At 30.5% G+C, this 17,947-nt stretch carries 15 protein-coding genes; 13 read left to right on the top strand and 2 right to left on the bottom strand.

The window, feature by feature from the left end:
* The first annotated feature begins 41 nt into the window (after positions 1-41).
* The 6 genes from CW731_RS09675 (at position 42) to trxA (ending at position 6,967) form a co-directional block, all read left to right on the top strand.
* Complete coding sequence (locus tag CW731_RS09675) at positions 42-1,157, top strand: efflux RND transporter periplasmic adaptor subunit (RefSeq protein WP_100946535.1); 1,116 nt, start codon at positions 42-44, stop codon at positions 1,155-1,157.
* Positions 1,158-1,160: 3 nt separating this feature from the next.
* On the top strand, positions 1,161-4,361 hold the full coding sequence (locus CW731_RS09670) for an efflux RND transporter permease subunit (protein WP_100946534.1): 3,201 nt from the start codon (positions 1,161-1,163) through the stop codon (positions 4,359-4,361).
* Positions 4,348-5,667, top strand: coding sequence for a TolC family protein (locus CW731_RS09665; RefSeq protein ID WP_100946533.1), 1,320 nt, complete (start codon positions 4,348-4,350; stop codon positions 5,665-5,667). The genes CW731_RS09670 and CW731_RS09665 overlap by 14 nt, the downstream gene beginning before the upstream one ends.
* Positions 5,668-5,733: 66 nt before the next feature.
* Positions 5,734-5,865: a hypothetical protein gene (locus tag CW731_RS15895; protein WP_302849628.1), complete on the top strand. Its 132-nt coding sequence runs from the start codon at positions 5,734-5,736 to the stop codon at positions 5,863-5,865.
* 113 nt (positions 5,866-5,978) lie between these two features.
* A complete protein-coding gene (locus CW731_RS09660; protein ID WP_100946532.1) occupies positions 5,979-6,611 on the top strand; it encodes a Crp/Fnr family transcriptional regulator in 633 nt (210 codons plus the stop codon).
* Positions 6,612-6,673: 62 nt separating this feature from the next.
* The gene (gene trxA / locus CW731_RS09655; RefSeq protein ID WP_100946531.1) at positions 6,674-6,967 is read left to right on the top strand and encodes a thioredoxin; all 294 of its coding nucleotides are present in this window, start codon (positions 6,674-6,676) and stop codon (positions 6,965-6,967) included.
* Between the two features lie 31 nt (positions 6,968-6,998).
* On the opposite strand, the gene nadB is transcribed toward trxA, so the two are convergent.
* Together nadB and nadA are read right to left on the bottom strand one after the other, a co-directional pair.
* Positions 6,999-8,582, bottom strand: a complete 1,584-nt coding sequence (gene nadB / locus CW731_RS09650; protein ID WP_100946530.1) for an L-aspartate oxidase — start codon at positions 8,580-8,582, stop codon at positions 6,999-7,001.
* 9 nt (positions 8,583-8,591) lie between these two features.
* Positions 8,592-9,587 carry a quinolinate synthase NadA gene (gene nadA, locus CW731_RS09645; protein WP_100946529.1) on the bottom strand — a complete coding sequence of 332 codons (996 nt, stop codon included), beginning with the start codon at positions 9,585-9,587 and terminating at the stop codon, positions 8,592-8,594.
* 510 nt (positions 9,588-10,097) lie between these two features.
* Here nadA and CW731_RS09640 point away from each other — a divergent pair.
* The 7 genes from CW731_RS09640 (at position 10,098) to CW731_RS09610 (ending at position 17,793) form a co-directional block, all read left to right on the top strand.
* A complete protein-coding gene (locus CW731_RS09640) occupies positions 10,098-11,543 on the top strand; it encodes a RimK family protein (RefSeq protein WP_100946528.1) in 1,446 nt (481 codons plus the stop codon).
* Between the two features lies 1 nt (position 11,544).
* Entirely contained in the window at positions 11,545-12,771 is a 1,227-nt protein-coding gene (locus CW731_RS09635) for a glutamate-cysteine ligase family protein (protein ID WP_100946527.1), read from the top strand.
* Positions 12,768-13,460, top strand: a complete 693-nt coding sequence (locus CW731_RS09630) for an N-formylglutamate amidohydrolase (RefSeq protein ID WP_100946526.1) — start codon at positions 12,768-12,770, stop codon at positions 13,458-13,460. The genes CW731_RS09635 and CW731_RS09630 overlap by 4 nt, the downstream gene beginning before the upstream one ends.
* Before the next feature lie 163 nt (positions 13,461-13,623).
* Positions 13,624-14,955 carry a cytochrome ubiquinol oxidase subunit I gene (locus CW731_RS09625; protein WP_100946525.1) on the top strand — a complete coding sequence of 444 codons (1,332 nt, stop codon included), beginning with the start codon at positions 13,624-13,626 and terminating at the stop codon, positions 14,953-14,955.
* A gap of 3 nt (positions 14,956-14,958) precedes the next feature.
* Positions 14,959-16,032, top strand: coding sequence for a cytochrome d ubiquinol oxidase subunit II (cydB, locus tag CW731_RS09620; RefSeq protein WP_100946524.1), 1,074 nt, complete (start codon positions 14,959-14,961; stop codon positions 16,030-16,032).
* 15 nt (positions 16,033-16,047) lie between these two features.
* Complete coding sequence (locus tag CW731_RS09615) at positions 16,048-16,356, top strand: hypothetical protein (protein WP_100946523.1); 309 nt, start codon at positions 16,048-16,050, stop codon at positions 16,354-16,356.
* Between the two features lie 132 nt (positions 16,357-16,488).
* Positions 16,489-17,793, top strand: coding sequence for a TolC family protein (locus tag CW731_RS09610; protein WP_100946522.1), 1,305 nt, complete (start codon positions 16,489-16,491; stop codon positions 17,791-17,793).
* Positions 17,794-17,947 lie beyond the last annotated feature (154 nt).

Raw genomic sequence — 17,947 nt, 5'->3', positions numbered from 1 at the left:
AAAACCTTTTTTTATTCTAAAAAAGGTAAACTTTATTTATTATGAGAAAAATTATTCTAGCTATTCTAGGAGTTTTAACTATTGTAGGTGCTATTCTTTTAGGGAATTATCTAATTGATAAAAACCAAAAACCCAAGCCAAAATATAAGAAACAAATAAAAACAGTTTTTGTAGATACGGTAGAGAACAAATCGATTCCTATTATTTTGTCTGCTAGCGGAAACTTAACTGCGAGAAATAAAATAGAAATATTTTCTGAAGTTCAAGGGATTTTAAAAGCATCTAATAAGCCTTTTAAAGCGGGTACAAATTATTATAGAGGTGAAGTCTTATTAAGTATTAATAGTGATGAGTTTTACGCAAGCTTGCAGTCTCAGAAAAGTAATCTAAATAATTTAATTACTGCAATTTTACCAGATTTACGTTTAGATTACCCTGTAGAGTTCTCGAAGTGGGAAACCTACATTAAAGGGTTTGATATGAACAAATCAACTTCTAAATTGCCGAATTTTTCATCAGATAAAGAAAAATATTTTATTTCTGGCAGAGGAATTTTAACTGCTTATTATAATGTAAAAAATTTAGAAGCTCGTTTTGCAAAATATCAAATAAAAACACCTTTTAGAGGAACGTTAACAGAGGCGCTAGTAAGTCCTGGTACTTTAGTAAGAGTCGGACAAAAATTAGGGGAATTTATAGACCCAAGTGTTTATGAAATGGAAGTTTCCATCAATTCAGAATTTGCAGATTTGTTAAAAGTAGGCAATTCTGTAGCACTTTCTAATTTAGAAGAAACTAGAAACTATACGGGTAAAGTTGTGCGTGTAAACGGTAAAGTAGATCAGGTTTCGCAAACAATAAAAGCATATATAGATGTTAAACACCCAGATTTAAAAGAAGGAATGTTTTTAGAAGCAAATTTAATTGCAAAATCTGAAACAGCAGCAATTGAGATTCCTAGAAAATTATTGGTAGATAATGTTGCCGTTTATACCGTTAAAAACGATAGTGTTTTAAGTTTGGTAACGGTAAATCCTGTTTATTTTGGGTCTGAAAGGGTTGTAATTAAAGGACTAAAAGACAACGATAAAATCTTAACACAAACTTTGCCTGGTGCTTTTGATGGTATGATTGTAAAAATCAACAAAAAGAAATAAGCTATGAAAAAAATCATTACTTATTTTATAAAATACCCAGTGGCTGTAAATGTAATTATTATTGCATTTATTGTTTTTGGAGCCGTTGGTGCTTTCAGTATGAAATCCTCTTTCTTTCCACTAGTAGATTCGCAATTAATTAGAATTAATCTAGCATATCCAGGAGCCTCACCAGCAGAAATGGAAGAAGGTGTTGTGCTAAAGATTGAAGACAATTTAAAAGGAATTGTGGGAGTAGAGAGAGTAACCTCTGTTTCTAGAGAAAATTCTGCAAGTGTAAATATAGAAGTAGAAAAGGGCAAAAATATAGATGTTGTTTTGTCTGATGTAAAAAATGCGGTAGATAGAGTTCCGTCTTTTCCTTCAGGTATGGAGCCCGCAGTAATCGCTAAAGTAGAAAGTGTTAGACCTACCATTAGTTTTACAGTTAGTGGAGAAAATGTTCCTTTAAAATCGTTAAAGCAATATGCTAGAAATGTAGAAAATGATATTCGAGGAATTGAAGGAATATCTCAAGTTGAGATTTCTGGTTTTCCAGATGAAGAAATCGAAATTGCCGTTAGAGAAAGCGATTTGCGTTCGTATAATATGTCTTTCACAGAAGTTGCAAATGCTGTTAGAAATTCTAATATATTAATTACTGGTGGTAACATAAAGACGTCTGAAGAAGATTATCTAATTCGAGCAAGTAATCGTTCTTATTATGGTGTAGAACTTCAGAATTTAATTGTTAGAACAAGTCCTAACGGAAATATTATTCGTTTAAAAGACATTGGTACGGTAAAAGATACATGGTCCGAAAATCCAGATAGATTGTACTATAATGGCAACTTAGCTATTAATATAACCGTTAGTAACACCAATAATGAAGATTTAATTTCTTCTGCAGATAAAATAAAAGAATACATTCATAAATTTAATCAGCAGCAACAAAATGTGCAATTAAATGTTTCTAGCGATGCTTCCATCACTTTAAACGGAAGAACAAAATTGTTAATAGAAAATGGTGTTGTAGGTATTTTATTAGTACTATTTTTTTTAGCATTATTTTTAAACTTACGCTTGGCAATTTGGGTAGCCTTTGGTTTACCAATTGCGTTTTTCGGAATGTTTATTTTTGCCGCACAATTCGATGTAACTATTAATGTATTATCACTCTTTGGAATGATAATAGTAATTGGTATTTTGGTGGATGATGGTATTGTGATTGGAGAAAATATTTACCATCATTATTACGATTTAGGGAAAACGAAAATTCAAGCTGCTATAGACGGAACGATGGAAGTAATTCCACCAATTGTTTCCGCAATATTAACTACAATTATTGCCTTTTCAACCTTCTTTTTTGTGGACGGTAGAATCGGAAGTTTCTTTGGTGAAGTTTCTACCATTGTACTTTTAACTTTAACGGTTTCTTTAATAGAAGCATTAATTATTTTACCTGCACATATTGCGCATTCGAAAGCTTTAGACAGAAAAAGATTAGAAAATGGCGAAGAAAAAAAGACGAATGCACTGGATACTTTTTTTAATAAAATAAACAAAGCTGCAGATGGCTTATTAGTAAAATTAAGAGATACTTTTTATTTGCCTTTTTTAAAATTCTGTTTACAAAACAAAATTTTAGCATTTTCAATACCAGTAGCATTAGTTATTTTTAGTGTTTTAGCAATGAATGCAGGAATTGTAAAACAAGCTTTTTTTCCAAGAGTTGCCAGTGATCGAGTTCAGATTACGTTAACAATGCCGCAAGGTACCAATGAGCAGATTACAGATTCAATTATTTCATCTATAGAAGAAAAAGTTTGGATTACAAACAAAGAATATACAGAAAAACAAACAGGAAATATTTCTGTTGTAGAAAATGTAATTAAAAGAATTGGTCCAGGAAGTGCAAATGCTACTTTAACTGTAAACTTATTACCTGGTGAAGCAAGAGATTTTTCATCACCAGAAATTACCAATTCTATTAGCGATAAAGTAGGTAAAGTATATGGTGTAGAAAGTTTAATTATTGGCTCTGGAGGTAATTTTGGTGGAAGCCCTGTTGCGGTTTCCCTTTTAGGTAATAATATAAATGAACTAAAAGCTGCCAAACAAGAATTAAAACTAGAGCTAGAAAACAATGCACTTTTAAAAGATATTTCAGACAATGATCCTGCGGGAATTAAAGAAATAAAAATAACCTTAAAAGACAACGCTTATTTATTAGGGTTGAATTTGCAATCTATTATGGCGCAAATTAGATATGGCTTCTTTGGTTTTCAGGCACAACGTTTTCAACGCGGACAAGATGAGATTAAAGTTTGGGTTCGATACGATAAAAAAGACAGGTCTTCTATAAAAAATTTAGATGACATGCGTATTTCTACACCTACAGGAACCAGAGTTGCATTTTCTGAAATTGCAAATTATACTATAGAAAGAGGAGACATCGCAATTAATCATTTAAAAGGGCAACGAGAAATACAAGTGACTGCAGATTTAAAGGATCTTGAAACAAGTGCAACAGAAATTTTAGCTGATATTAAAACGCGTGTTATGCCCGAAATAATATCTAAATATCCAACAGTTTCACCATTATATGAAGGCCAGAATAGAGAAGCAAAGAAAACTACAGATTCTGTAGGTGTTGTAGGGCCAATTATTTTATTGTTGATTTATATTGTAATTGCATTCACATTCCGTTCTTATAGCCAGCCAATTCTGTTAATTATTATGATACCTTTTAGTATGATTGGTGTTGTTTGGGGGCATTATTTTCATAATTTTTCAATAGGAATTTTATCTTTTCTAGGAATTATTGCGCTCGTAGGAATTATGGTAAATGATGGGTTGGTTTTAATTGGTAAATTCAACAATTATTTAAAAGAAGGAATGAAATTTGACGATGCATTAATTGCTGCTGGTCAATCTCGTTTTAGAGCAATATTCTTAACTTCCTTAACAACGGTTGCGGGTTTAGCACCTTTACTATTAGAGACAAGTAGGCAAGCACAATTTTTAATTCCGATGGCAATTTCTATTTCATACGGAATTGCAATTGCAACCATTTTAACATTGGTAATGTTGCCTTTATTATTATCTGTTTCTAACTCGATAAAAGTGGGGGTAAAATGGTTAATAACTGGCAAAGAAGTTACTAAAGAAGAAGTAGAAAGAGCTATTATAGAATCTAAATTTGACGAAAATGAAGATCATTAAAAACACAGTATTGGCAGTCGTTTTTTTATCGACTTTACAAGGAGTTTCACAAGAAATTTTAACTAAAAAAGAAGCGCTAAAAATTACCTTAGAGAATAACTTCGGAATTAAAATAGCAAACAACAATTTAGAAGTTGCAAAAAACAATACCAGTATTTATAATACAGGTTTTTTGCCAACGGCTTCACTTTCTTCTGGTGCAAATTATAGAAACGATAATCAGACGATTAATAGACAAGACGGTACTTCTACGATTGTAAGTGGTGCCGTAACAAAATCGTATAATGCATCTTTAAATGTAAACTATATTATTTTTGATGGTTTAGGTAGAAAGTACAATTATCAGCAATTAAAAGAAACCTATAATTTAACAGAATTACAAGCAAAAGAAACGATAGAAAACACCTATTTACAGTTGTTTACTACTTATTTTGAAATTGCAAGATTGTCTGAAAATAAGTCGAATTTAAACGAGGCTTTGTCTATTTCTAAACAACGATTGCAGCGTGCAAAATATCAATATGAATATGGGCAATCTACCAGATTAGAGTTGTTAAATGCTGAGGTAGATGTTAATAATGATAGCATTACTTTAATAAGTGCCAATCAGCAATTAAGTAACGTAAAACGTGGCTTAAATATTATTTTAGGAGTAGAAAAAGAGGTAGATTATGTGGTAGAAACCGCAGTAGATTTTATTAAAATGATGAATTTTGATGAACTTCAACAAAAAACAATCGCAAATAATACAATTTTAAAACAAAACAAAAAAAATATTGCCATCAGCGAATTTAATATCAAAATAAACAAGGCAAATTATTTACCTTCTTTGGGCTTAAATACTTCTTATGGTTGGAATAAAAGTGAAAACCCCGCAACCTCTTTTTTAGCAGGTTCAACATCTAACGGCTTAAATGCGGGTTTAAATTTATCATGGAATTTGTTTGATGGTGGAAGTACAAAAACACGCGTTGCGAATTCAAAAATAGCTTTAGAGAACCAGCAAATATTATTAGAACAGCAAAAAGTAACTGTAGAAAATACGCTAAAAAATACTTGGGAGAATTATCAAAATCAGTTATTCATTCTAAAAGCGCAAGAGAGAAATGTTTTTACAACTCAAAATAATTTCGATAGAACTAAAGAACGTTACAAATTGGGGCAAGTTACTTCTATCGAGTTTAGACAAGCTCAGATAAATTTTATCAATTCTAAAACAGCTTTTAGTAATGCAAAATTCGATGCGAAATTAATTGAATTACAATTATTACAATTAAGTGGAGATATTTTGAATATAAATTTCTAAAAACTGATTTATATCATAATTTAAACTTCATATTCTGTTTAATTTTGCAATAAAATTAAACAGAATATGAAGTTTTTAAACGTACCACTTGTTTCTTGGGTAAATGGCACAATTATGATTGGTGTTTTTGCAGTAGTTGTTGTTGGTTTGGTTGTTGCTGTCTATTTATTAATGAGTACAGACAAAAAAGCAAAATAAATAACTTTTTTTTAGTGAAAAACCCTGAGTTTTTCTCGGGTATTTGTTGTTACAAGAAATTCTCTTTTTACAAATCATTTCATTACTTTTATAGATGTAAAAAATAAGGTGTAATGACAAGTGAGTTAGACGCAAATTTTGGTTATCTTTTCGAAGAAGATTTAATTAAAGAAATAGGTACAGTTGGCGTTCCTAAAACTTTTTCTGCGGAAACTACAATTATAGAGATAGGAGATTATATAAAATCGATGCCATTATTATTGTCTGGTGCTATTAAAATTCTTCGAGAAGATGAGAAAGGAGAAGAATTGATACTGTATTATTTAGAGAAAGGAGATACTTGTGCCATGACACTATCTTGTTGTATGGGGCAAAATAAAAGCAAAATTAGAGCAGTTGCAGAAACAGATGTAGAACTAATTATGTTGCCAAAAGAAAAAATGACAGCTTGGTTAAGCAATTTTAAAAGTTGGCAATCTTTTATTTTACAAAGCTATCATAATAGAGTAGATGAACTTTTAGATGCAGTAGATACAATTGCTTTTTTAAAGATGGATGAACGTCTTTTTAAGTATTTAAAAGACAAAGCAATGGTAAATCAGAATGATGAGTTGACCACGACTCACAAACAAATTTCAGAAGATCTACACACTTCTAGGGTCGTGATTTCTAGACTACTAAAAAAACTAGAAAATGAAAATAAAATTAAACTTTTTAGAAATAGTATTAAAGTTTTAGAACTATAGCAAAAGTGACACTAAATATTTTTATTTAGAATTATTTTTGAGGTCATTAAAAAATAATAATTATGAATTTTACAGAAATAATCAATCAAGAGAAACCTGTTTTAGTAGATTTTTTTGCAGAATGGTGTGGACCTTGTAAGACGATGAGTCCTATTTTAAAAGAAGTAAAAGAGACTTTAGGTAATAAAATTTCTATTGTTAAAATAGATGTAGATAAAAACCAAACTTTAGCAGCTAAATACCAAGTTAGAGGTGTACCTACTTTAATTTTATACAAGTCTGGTAAACAAGTTTGGCGTCAATCTGGTGCAGTACAGAAAAACGAGTTAGTTGCTGTTATTACCAAGTTTAGCTAGTTTCTCTGAACGTTAGTTCGCAAGCATTTTTTTAGATACAATCTAAACTATAAAAGCCACCACAATTTTCGGTTCTCTTTTTAGAAAACTGCGTAATTAAATATGCAGTTGTAATTAAGTTTCTTAATTCGCATAAATCTACAGAAAGTTCAGAATGGTCATATAGGCGTTTATTGTCTTCATAAAGTACGCTTAACTTTTTCTCGGCGCGTTTTAAACGCTCGTTAGAACGCACAATACCCACGTAATTCGTCATAATAGTTTTTACTTCATTTCTATCATGCGTAATTAGTACTTTTTCCATGTTTTTAACAATACCACTATCATTCCAAACAGGAATATCTTTTGGTGTTTTGGCTTTATTATATTTTTTAGAAACGTCTAGAAAAGCCTTATGAGCGTATACTAATCCTTCTAATAAAGAGTTAGAAGCTAATCTATTTCCTCCGTGCAAACCAGTTCTAGTTACTTCACCACAGGCATATAATTTCTTGATAGATGTTTTTGCTTTTTTGTTTACATTTACACCACCACAAATATAATGTGATGCAGGAACTACTGGAATGTAATCTTTCTTAACATCAATATTAAGAGAAGCACATTTTTCTGTAATGTTAGGAAAATGCTCTTTAAATTTATCTTGATTTAATTGTGTGCAATCTAAATAGACATGCGATTTTCCGCTCTTTTTTAACTCATTATCAATGGCTCTTGCTACAATATCTCTAGAAGCTAGTTCTTCTCTTTTATCATATTTATGCATGAAAAAATTACCATTACAATCTCTTAATTTAGCACCAAAACCTCTAACAGCTTCAGAAATTAAAAAAGCAGGATACTCACCAGGATTGTATAATGCTGTTGGGTGAAACTGAATAAACTCCATTTCAGAAATTTCTGCTTTTGCTCTGTAGGCAATCCCTATTCCGTCACCAGTTGCAACTGTTGGGTTTGTTGTTGTTTCGTACACTTGCCCATTTCCACCAGAAGCTAAAACTGTAAATTTGCTTATAAAAGTTTTTACTTTAGACTCTTTTACATCTAAAACATATGCACCATAGCAGGAAATTTTGCCATTTCTTTTTGTTTTTTTCTTTTTTACTTGATGCTCAGTAATTAAGTCGATGGCATAATGATGTGTAAAAAAATTGATATTTGGTAATGCATTAACCTGAGCCAATAAAGCACGTTCAATTTCTGCACCCGTAATATCTGTATGGTGTAAAATTCTATTTTGAGAATGACCTCCTTCACGACCTAAATCATAATCTCCAGTTTCTTTTTCATCAAACTTTGTTCCCCAATTGATGAGCTCTTGCAATCTTTCTGGAGCATCTTCGACTACCATTCTAACAACTTCTTCATCACACAAACCATCTCCAGCTAACAAAGTATCTTGTATGTGTTGCTCGAAACTATCTACTGTTTTGTTGTAAACAGTTGCAATTCCACCTTGAGCATATTTTGTGTTAGACTCACTTTGTTCATCTTTTGTGATGATTGTAATTTTTGCTTCAGTAAACTCTGTAGCAGTTTTTAGCGCAAAAGTTAATCCTGCAATACCAGAACCAATCACCAAGAAATCAGTCGAAATTATTTTTTTATCGGGTAACATTTTAAATTGTTATTTAGAAAGTGCTAACATTCTATTAATCGGAATTATTGCTTTTTCAGATAATTCTGCAGCAACTTCAATATTTGGTAATTCATGTTTTAAACACAAGTATAACTTCTTTAAAGTGTTCATTTTCATATAGGCACATTCACTACAAGCACAAGTATTATCTTCTTTTGCTGGCGCAGGAATAATTTCTTTATCAGGATTTTCTTGTAACATTTGATATAAAATTCCAGCTTCTGTTGCAACAATAAATTTTTTCTTTTCGCTGTTTCTCACATGGCTTAAAAGCCCAGAGGTAGAGCCAATATACGCTGCTACTTTTAGCAGGTGAGCTTCAGATTCTGGATGTGCTATGATTTCAGCATCAGGGTTTTCTTTATATAAATCAATCAACTTTTCCATAGAAAAAGCTTCATGTACCATACAAGCTCCGTCCCAAAGTAACATTTCCCTTCCTGTTTCCTTGTTTAGGTAATCTCCTAAATTTCTATCCGGAGCAAAAATAATAGGTTGTTCTTTTGGTATAGAATCGATTATTTTTTTAGCGTTAGAAGAGGTACAAACATAATCGCTCAGAGCTTTTATTTCTGCAGAACAATTAATATATGTAACCACTATATGATCTGGATGTTGTTTTTTAAATTCTGAAAATTTTTCTGGCGGACAAGAATCTGCCAATGAACAACCTGCTAGTAAATCTGGTAAAAGTACTTTTTTAGTTGGGTTTAATATTTTTGCAGTTTCTGCCATAAAATGAACTCCCGCAAAGACAATAATATCTGCTTCTGTTTTGGCAGCTTGTTGTGCTAAAGCTAAACTATCTCCTACAAAATCTGCAATTTCCTGAATTTCATCAACCTGGTAATAATGTGCCAAAATAACAGCATTCTTTTCCTTTTTTAATTTTAAAATCTCTTCACGATAATTAATATTAGGAGTTTCAATATCTAAAAATCCTTTTGCTTTAATATTTTTTTTTGCAGTAACTAAAGTTTCCATAAAAGTGGTTGTTTTTAACAATACTGCAAATATAAACTCTATTTTATTGGTAGGGAAATGATTATTATCATTCTATTGAAATCTGATAATAATGTGCTAAATAAGGAATTTATCTGAAGATTTTTAGGGAGATAAAGAACATTAATTGGAATTTATCAGCGGTATTTCCATCTTTAATATTTTTTTTGAAATAAAGACTTAAAATTAAGAGTTATTGAAGATGTAATGCCTTGAGGAAAACATTCTTTATTTTATAAATATGCAATTGAATTTAAGTTGGTTTTTGATGCAAAAATCACCTCTATTTTAGTGAAGATAAAAAAGGATATCTTTCTTCTTTCGAATCTTATTTCTCTATATATAAAATGGGATGTTTTTATATTTTTTATAAAATAGAATCAAGGTAAAGAGTTGTTTTTTAGGGTTCAAAAATAATTTTCACTCAATGTTAAACATATTAAAAAATAGTATAATTTTACATAAAATTAAGTTAGCTATCATGCTTTTAAAATGAACAAATACATTGTTGTCAATCAACCAGAAAAATGGAATTTTTCGATTGAGAATATTACTGTAATTTCCTCGCAAGAGTATCTTACAAATCCACAATTTTCACTACTTAAAAAGGCTAGAATATTTAATCTTTGTAAAGATTATTCTTACCAATCTAAAGGTTATTATGTTTCGCTTTTAGCAGAAGCCAGAGGGCATTTAGCAATACCAACTGTAAAAAACATTGTAGATTTAAAAACGTTAAAACTAGTAAGAATTGTTTCTGATGAGTTTGACGATATCATTCAACAAAGTTTAAAAAATATTAAGTCTCAAGAATTTACGTTAAGTATTTATTTTGGACAAAATGTTGCTCAAAAATATAAGGAGTTAAGTGCCTTGTTTTACAAGCATTTTCAAGTCCCATTTTTACGTATTAAATTTAATCATGCTACAAAATGGAACATACAAAGTATTAAAGCAATTTCAGAATCAGAAATTCCTGCAGAACACATAGAAAGTGTGTACGAATTTGCAAACCAATATTTTTCAAAAAAACGGTACGATACTCCAAAACTTACAAAGTCTGACTTTGATTTAGCTATTTTGGTAAATCCCAAAGATCCTGCACCACCAAGTAATGCTAAAGCCTTAAAAAGGTTTATAGATATTGCTGAAAAAATGAACATTTATGCAGAAATTATTGAACCTAAAGATTTAAGTCGTTTAACTTCTTTCGATGCGTTATTTATTCGTCAAAGTACAGAGGTGAACAACGAAGCGTATGCTTTTGCAAGAAAAGCACAACAAGAAGGGATTGCTATTATTGACTATCCGGATGCTATTTTAAAATGTTGTAATAAAGTATATATGGCAGAAGCTTTAAATAATGCAAATATAGCAACGCCAAAAACCATTATTGTTCATAAGGAAAACCGTAATTCGGTGTTACAAGATGTTGGTTTACCATGTGTTTTAAAAGCACCAGATTCTACATTTTCTTTTGGTGTAAAAAAAGCAAAAACCGAAGCCGAATACAACACTTTGGTTACAGATATGCTTAAAGAATCTGATCTTATTATTGCCCAAGAATTTTGCCCTTCAGATTATGATTGGCGCATAGGAATTTTAGATGACAAGCCTTTTTTTGCATGTAAATATTATATGGCAAAAGGACACTGGCAAATATATAATTGGAACGCTAAAAAGAAAAACGACCAAGACGGAGATGCAGATTGTTTACCTATTGAAAAAGTACCGAAAAAAGTACTAAGTATGGCTTTAAAATCGGCTAAATTAATGGGTAAAGGTTTATATGGTATTGATATTAAAGTAGTAAATAACAAACCAATGGTTATTGAAATTAACGACAACCCGAATATAGATTTTGGTGTAGAAGACTTGCATTATGGAGATGCAATTTATACAGAAATTCTTTCAGCATTTAAAACTAGATTAGATTAAAATGGGTAAAAAATATCATTTATTCGAAGTTTACGGAATTGAACTTGAGTATATGTTAATCCATAATTCCACCTTTAAAGTTGCACCAATAGTAGATGCACTTTTAACAAAGAAAAATGGCAAATTAACGTCAGATGTTTCCAATGGAGACATTGCTTGGAGTAACGAATTAGTGGCACATGTTATCGAATTAAAAACAAACGGACCAACCAAAAATTTGAATACATTGTCAGACAAGTTTCATAAAAACGTATTAGAAATAAATACGCTTTTAAAACAAATGGATGCCCAATTATTACCAACAGCAGCGCACCCTTTAATGAATCCGTTAGCAGATACAGCACTTTGGAAACATAGTTATAGTGAGGTTTACGAGCTTTATAATCGTATTTTTAATTGTAAAGGGCATGGTTGGGGCAATGTGCAAAGTACCCATATAAATTTACCCTTTTTTGATGATAAAGAATTTGAGCAATTACATGCAGCTATTCGTGTTCTTTTACCTTTAATTCCTGGTTTGTGTGCAAGTTCTCCAGTTTTAGAAGGAAAAAATACAGGCTTTAAAGACGCCAGATTAGAATATTACAAAATAAACCAAAAGGAAATACCAGAAATGACTGGTCTAGTAATTCCTGAAGCTGTTTTTTCTAAAGCAGATTATTATGCCACCATTTTTGAACCAATTAAAAAAGCGATTAAACCTTTTGATACCAAAAATATTTTAGATCATCATTTTTTAAATTCTCGTGGTGCTATTGCTCGGTTCGATAGAAATGCCATAGAAATTAGATTGGTAGATATTCAAGAAGCACCAAAAGCAGATATTGCTATTTGTGTTTTAATTATTGAAGTTTTAAAACTATTCGTAGTTGAAAAATTAGCATCCTTAAAAGATCAGAAAAACTGGACTAGAGAGCCTTTATTTGCTATTCTAAATGATGCTATTCTAAATGCTGAAGAGTCTATAATAACAAATATTGATTATTTACATTTATTTGGTTTAACGAAAGAAACAACCATTCAAAATGTATGGAGACATTTATATGGTTTAGTAAAATCGAACATAGATACATCGCATCACAAAGCCATTGAAATTATTTTAGATAAAGGTACTTTAGCAACCAGGATTTTAAAGAGATTAGATGATGATTTATCAGACATAAACATTAGAGAAGTATACATGGAATTGGCAGATTGTTTAACTGAAAATAAGTTGTTTACAACGTGAAACTTGTATTAACCTGCGAACATGGGGGGAATACTATTCCAAATATATACCGTACTTATTTTAAAAATCATAATGCTGTTTTAAATACGCATCGTGGTTTAGATTTAGGTGCTTTAGATGTTTTTAATCATTTGCAACCACTTTCAAGTTTTTCCCATTATAGTGAAATAAGTCGTTTGTTAATAGAGTTAAATAGATCGTTACATCATAAGAATCTATTTTCAGAGTTCTCAAAATTGCTTTCAGAAAATGAGAAAGAAGCATTAATAACGGGTTATTATTCTGAATATAGAGATACTATAGAAAATTCAATTAAAAAATATATTGCTGCTAATAAAAAAGTTGTACATATCTCTGTTCACTCGTTTACGCCTGTTTTAAAAGCTTCTGAAAGACATTGTGATCTTGGTTTACTTTATGATTCAACCAGAAAAAATGAAAGTTCGTTTTGTATCCAATTTAAAAAGGAAGTTTTACAAGAAGACAGCAACTTAAACGTAAGATTTAATTATCCGTATTTAGGGAAATCAGACGGATTTACCACGTATTTACGCAAACAATTTCCTGAAAATTATATAGGAATTGAGTTAGAAGTCAATCAGAAATTTTCAAGCAATAATAAAATAAAGAGCATACTAAAAAACCAATTATACGTAGCCTTAAATAGAATGAAAAGTATTTATCATTAACAAAAAAAACAATCTCATTTATACAAAATAGAAAGAGCTTTTAAGTTGAGTGTTCTTGCATTATTCTTGTAAAATTTTGATAAAAAAAAGTGTTTTATTTTTGTAATATAAGTTACATGGTTTTCCATTCATACTTCGTATTTTTATAGTCTAAAACAAGGCTATGGAAGACATGATCTTTTACGATAGGCTGCAATTTGCATTTACTATCACATTTCACTATATATTTCCACAATTAACCATGGGACTATCATTATTGATTGTCTTTTTTAAATGGAAATATTTAAGAAATAATAATGAAAAGTATAACAATGCTGCAAAGTTTCTAATGAAAATTTTTGCTATTAATTTTACAATGGGTGTTGTTACAGGAATTCCGATGGAATTTCAATTTGGCACCAACTGGGCAAAGTTTTCTGAATTAACTGGTGGCATTATCGGTCAGACTTTAGCCATGGAAGGTATGTTCTCTTTCTTTTTAGAATCCTCCTTTTTAGCACTCTTTATTTTTGGTGAAAAATTAATGGGACAAAAATTACATTTCTTAACAGGTTTTTTAGTGTTTTTAGGTTCTTGGGCAAGTGGTTGGTTTATCTTAGCTACCAATGCTTGGATGCAACATCCTGTAGGGTATGAAATTTTAGACAATGGTAAATTTGTATTAGAGAATTTTTCAGCATTATTTACAAACCCTTGGTTGTTGCCTGCTTTTTTACACAATCAAATGGCTTCTGTAGTCACGTCTTCTTTTGTGGTAGCAGGTATTGGTGCTTTTTACATTCTAAGAAACAAACAAGTAGAATATGGAAAACTATTTTTAAAAACAGGTGTTATTTTCGGATTAATTTCTAGCCTCTTAGTCGCTTTTCCTACAGGAGATTGGAATGCTAAAAATGTAGCAAAATACCAACCAGCAGCATTTGCAGCTATGGAAGGGATTTTTGAAACCGAAGAAGCAGGGGCAGAAATTGTCTTGATTGGGCAACCAAACATGGTAGAGAAAAAACTAGATAATAAAATTGCAGTTCCTAATATCTTAAGTTTTCTAACACACCAAGATTGGAACAAACAAATTCCAGGGATGGATCAGTTTAAAGAAGAAGAGTTGCCAGACAATATACCTGCTTTGTATTATTCGTATCATATAATGGTTGGTTTAGGAACCATATTTATAGGTGTTATGGTATTAGCAATTTTCTTATTATGGCGAAGAAAATTGTACACTTTTAAACCATTACTTTGGTTTATTATGTTTTTAGTTCCGTTTCCTTATATCGCAAATATTACTGGCTGGTATACAGCAGAATTAGGAAGGCAACCGTATTTGGTGTATGGTTTATTAAAAACAAGTGATGGTGTTTCGCCTACAGTTTCATCTGGTAATACTTTATTTACGTTGCTTGGTTTTGTAGCTTTATATATGTTACTAGGGTTATTATTTTTAGTCTTAGTTGGTAAAACTATTAACGAAGGTCCAAAACTTCAAAAACATTAAACTATGGAAATATTTTGGTACATTATAATAGCTGTTGTTTTAGCTGTATTTTTTATTTTAGATGGCTATGATTTCGGAACAGGAATTATTCATTTATTTTTTGCGAAAAAGGAAAAAGACAAAGAGGTAATTGCAAAATCTGCAGGTTTATTTTGGGACTCTAATGAGGTTTGGTTGGTTGCTGCTGGGGGAATGCTTTTTATGGCTTTTCCAACATTTTATGCATCTGTTTTTAGCGGATTCTATTTACCGCTTATCATTGTTTTGTGGTTAATTATTTTTAGAGCAATTGGGCTAGAATTTAGAAGTCAATTTAAGTATCAGATGTGGAAAGATATTTGGGACAAATCCTTTGGAGTTTCTAGTTTACTATTAGCTTTGTTTTTTGGAATTGCTTTAGGAAATATTGTTAGAGGTGTAAATTTAGGCGGCGTAGAAAATGGAATTTCTGTTTACGAAGGACATTATTTTTTCTTGCCATTATGGAACAGTAGTTTTAGTCCTTTAACAGAGCATCCTGGAGTTATCGATTGGTTTACAATTATAATTGGTTTAATTTCTGTTGTAACTTTAGCTATTCATGGTGCTAATTGGGTTATTTTAAAAACAAATTCATCTATCAATTTAAAATTGAAAGGAGTTATTTTTAAGTTGAATATTGCATTGGCAGTACTAACTGTATTTTCTTTATTTGTATGGCAAATTGTGAATCCTAATTCTTTAGATAATTTTGTACACAAACCGTATTTACTAGTATTTCCCATTATTTATTTTACAGGTTTAGTAGGGTTGTTTTTTATTAAAAGAATAAAAAAAGATAGTTATGCTTTTGTGTTGTCTACACTATTAATTTTAGGAGGAATTACATCTTCTTTAGCTTCACTTTTTCCGGTTATATTACCATCAATTAATAATGTTAATGAAGATTTAACAATCTACAATACTGCGTCTTCTGAATATGGATTATCTGTTGCTTTAACTTGGGGTGTTATTGGGTTTATTCTTCTTTTTGTATATATGATTATTCAAAAAAGATTAATGGGGGGTAAAGTCGATAAAATGGATTATGGACATTAGTGTATAATTACTATTATGACAGAAACATTAATTTCTTTAATTAGTATTTTTATAGGGATAATTGGAGCAATTAGCGCTGGTTTTATTTTTAAAAAGTACTCATTTGGAATTGTAGGAAATACAATTTCGGGCGTTTTTGGTAGTGTCTTTTTAATAAAGTCCTTTGGGCGATTGGGTTTTAATCCGCAATCGATAGTGCAAAATGGAACATTTAATGGTTTATTATTTAGTATTAACTGTATTGTTTCATTCTTAGGAGGTGTTTTTGTACTCATTATTATAAAAAAAATTAGTCAGAAAATGAATAAAAAAGGAACGAATTAGCTGTTTTTTATACTCTTAAAATTAACAATTGTTGTCTTCTATTAAAACACTCTTCTTTTTTTTCGTGTAACATAGGTTACAGACAAACATTTATTCTACATGTATTTTTGTGCTAGTTAATAGCATAGATTTATGAAAAACAAAATATCAATACTTTTTTTCTTTGTCGGAATATTGTTTCTACAAGCACAAGAAATAAAACCAATTTCAAAAGCAGAAATCTTAACTAAAGTTGCAGGCAGCAATTCAGCTATTAAAATTTCTCAGGAAGAATTTAATGCTTCAAAAGCAGATTACAGACAAACAAATGCGGTGTTTTTACCAAACATTGCAGTAAGTTATACAGGTATTTCAACTACGAACCCTTTAATGTCTTTTGGGTCTAAATTAAATCAGGAAATTTTAACCCAGAACGATTTCAATCCTGCTTTGCTAAATGATCCAACCAAAACTCAAAATTTTGCAACAAAAATTGAAATCCAGCAACCATTAATAAATTTAGACGGCTTTTATCAAAGAAAAGCAGCAAAATCTAAAACGGAAGCAATGTCTTTAAAAACAGAGCGTACACAAGATTATTTGGTTTTTGAAGTTGGAAAAGCGTACATGCAGTTGCAGTTAGCATATAAAGCCGTTTTTGTTTTAGAAAAAGCGTTAGAGGCTGCAAATTCAAATAATAAAATGGCAACTAATAGTTTTAAACAAGGAATTTTACAACGAGCAGATGTTTTAAATGTAGAGATACGTGTTATAGAAGTTAAAAATCAGTTGCAAACTGCAAAAAGTAATGTTAAAAATTCCTCTAATTATCTATCATTTTTAATGAATGATGAAAGTGATGTTGTGTATCAACCAACGGAAAGTTTAACAGTTTCTAATTTTAATGTTATTAACAAAACTATTTCTGAGAACAGAGCTGATATAAAAGCGATGCAATTAGCTTCTAAAGGATATGAAGCAATGAATAAAGCGGCTAGAATGGCTTTTTTACCTCGTTTAAATGCCTTTGGAAGTTATGAAATATATGATAATAAAATTTTTAAAGGAAGTGCAACTGGCTATTTAATTGGGGCACAATTAAGTTGGGATCTTTTTCAAGGATCTAAACGTTTTGGTAAAGCTCAGAAAAGTAAAGCCGAATTCGAAAAATCAAAGTTAGAATACAACCAATATGTGTCTAAAAGTAATTTAGAATTGAACAAAGTAAAACGTCAATTAGTAGCTGCCAAAAATAGCTTAGAATTAACCGATTTGGCAGTACAGCAATCTGAAGAATCTTTAAGAATTAGAAAAAATAGATTTAAAGAAGGATTAGAAAAAACGTCAGATTTATTAATGGCGGAAACCCAGTTTGCACAAAAGCAATTGGAATATTACCAAACAATTTATCAATATAATTACACACAAACGTATTTAGAGTTTTTAACAAAAGAATAAAAGAGAAACAAGAATTAAGAACCAAGAATCAAGACAGTTGTTTGTGTATTTCTGGTTGGAAATACTTTGCAGTTGAGAGTTGCTGTTTTCAGTAAAAAAATAAACTTTAAAAAACTTGTCAGGTCTAGCGCAGTCGCGACCTATAAAAATTAAA

Source organism: Polaribacter sp. ALD11 (assembly GCF_002831685.1).
In the GTDB taxonomy this organism is placed as follows: Bacteria; Bacteroidota; Bacteroidia; order Flavobacteriales; family Flavobacteriaceae; genus Polaribacter.
Note: the sequence above shows the minus strand (reverse complement) of the source record. Positions and strands in the feature narration are given on the sequence as shown.

Coding starts and splice junctions, on each gene's coding strand:
- CW731_RS09675 (WP_100946535.1), top strand. CDS start 42: ATGAGAAAAATTATTCTAGCTATTCTAGGAGTTTTAACTATTGTAGGT.
- CW731_RS09670 (WP_100946534.1), top strand. CDS start 1,161: ATGAAAAAAATCATTACTTATTTTATAAAATACCCAGTGGCTGTAAAT.
- CW731_RS09665 (WP_100946533.1), top strand. CDS start 4,348: ATGAAGATCATTAAAAACACAGTATTGGCAGTCGTTTTTTTATCGACT.
- CW731_RS15895 (WP_302849628.1), top strand. CDS start 5,734: ATGAAGTTTTTAAACGTACCACTTGTTTCTTGGGTAAATGGCACAATT.
- CW731_RS09660 (WP_100946532.1), top strand. CDS start 5,979: ATGACAAGTGAGTTAGACGCAAATTTTGGTTATCTTTTCGAAGAAGAT.
- trxA (WP_100946531.1), top strand. CDS start 6,674: ATGAATTTTACAGAAATAATCAATCAAGAGAAACCTGTTTTAGTAGAT.
- nadB (WP_100946530.1), bottom strand. CDS start 8,582: ATGTTACCCGATAAAAAAATAATTTCGACTGATTTCTTGGTGATTGGT.
- nadA (WP_100946529.1), bottom strand. CDS start 9,587: ATGGAAACTTTAGTTACTGCAAAAAAAAATATTAAAGCAAAAGGATTT.
- CW731_RS09640 (WP_100946528.1), top strand. CDS start 10,098: ATGAACAAATACATTGTTGTCAATCAACCAGAAAAATGGAATTTTTCG.
- CW731_RS09635 (WP_100946527.1), top strand. CDS start 11,545: ATGGGTAAAAAATATCATTTATTCGAAGTTTACGGAATTGAACTTGAG.
- CW731_RS09625 (WP_100946525.1), top strand. CDS start 13,624: ATGGAAGACATGATCTTTTACGATAGGCTGCAATTTGCATTTACTATC.
- cydB (WP_100946524.1), top strand. CDS start 14,959: ATGGAAATATTTTGGTACATTATAATAGCTGTTGTTTTAGCTGTATTT.
- CW731_RS09615 (WP_100946523.1), top strand. CDS start 16,048: ATGACAGAAACATTAATTTCTTTAATTAGTATTTTTATAGGGATAATT.
- CW731_RS09610 (WP_100946522.1), top strand. CDS start 16,489: ATGAAAAACAAAATATCAATACTTTTTTTCTTTGTCGGAATATTGTTT.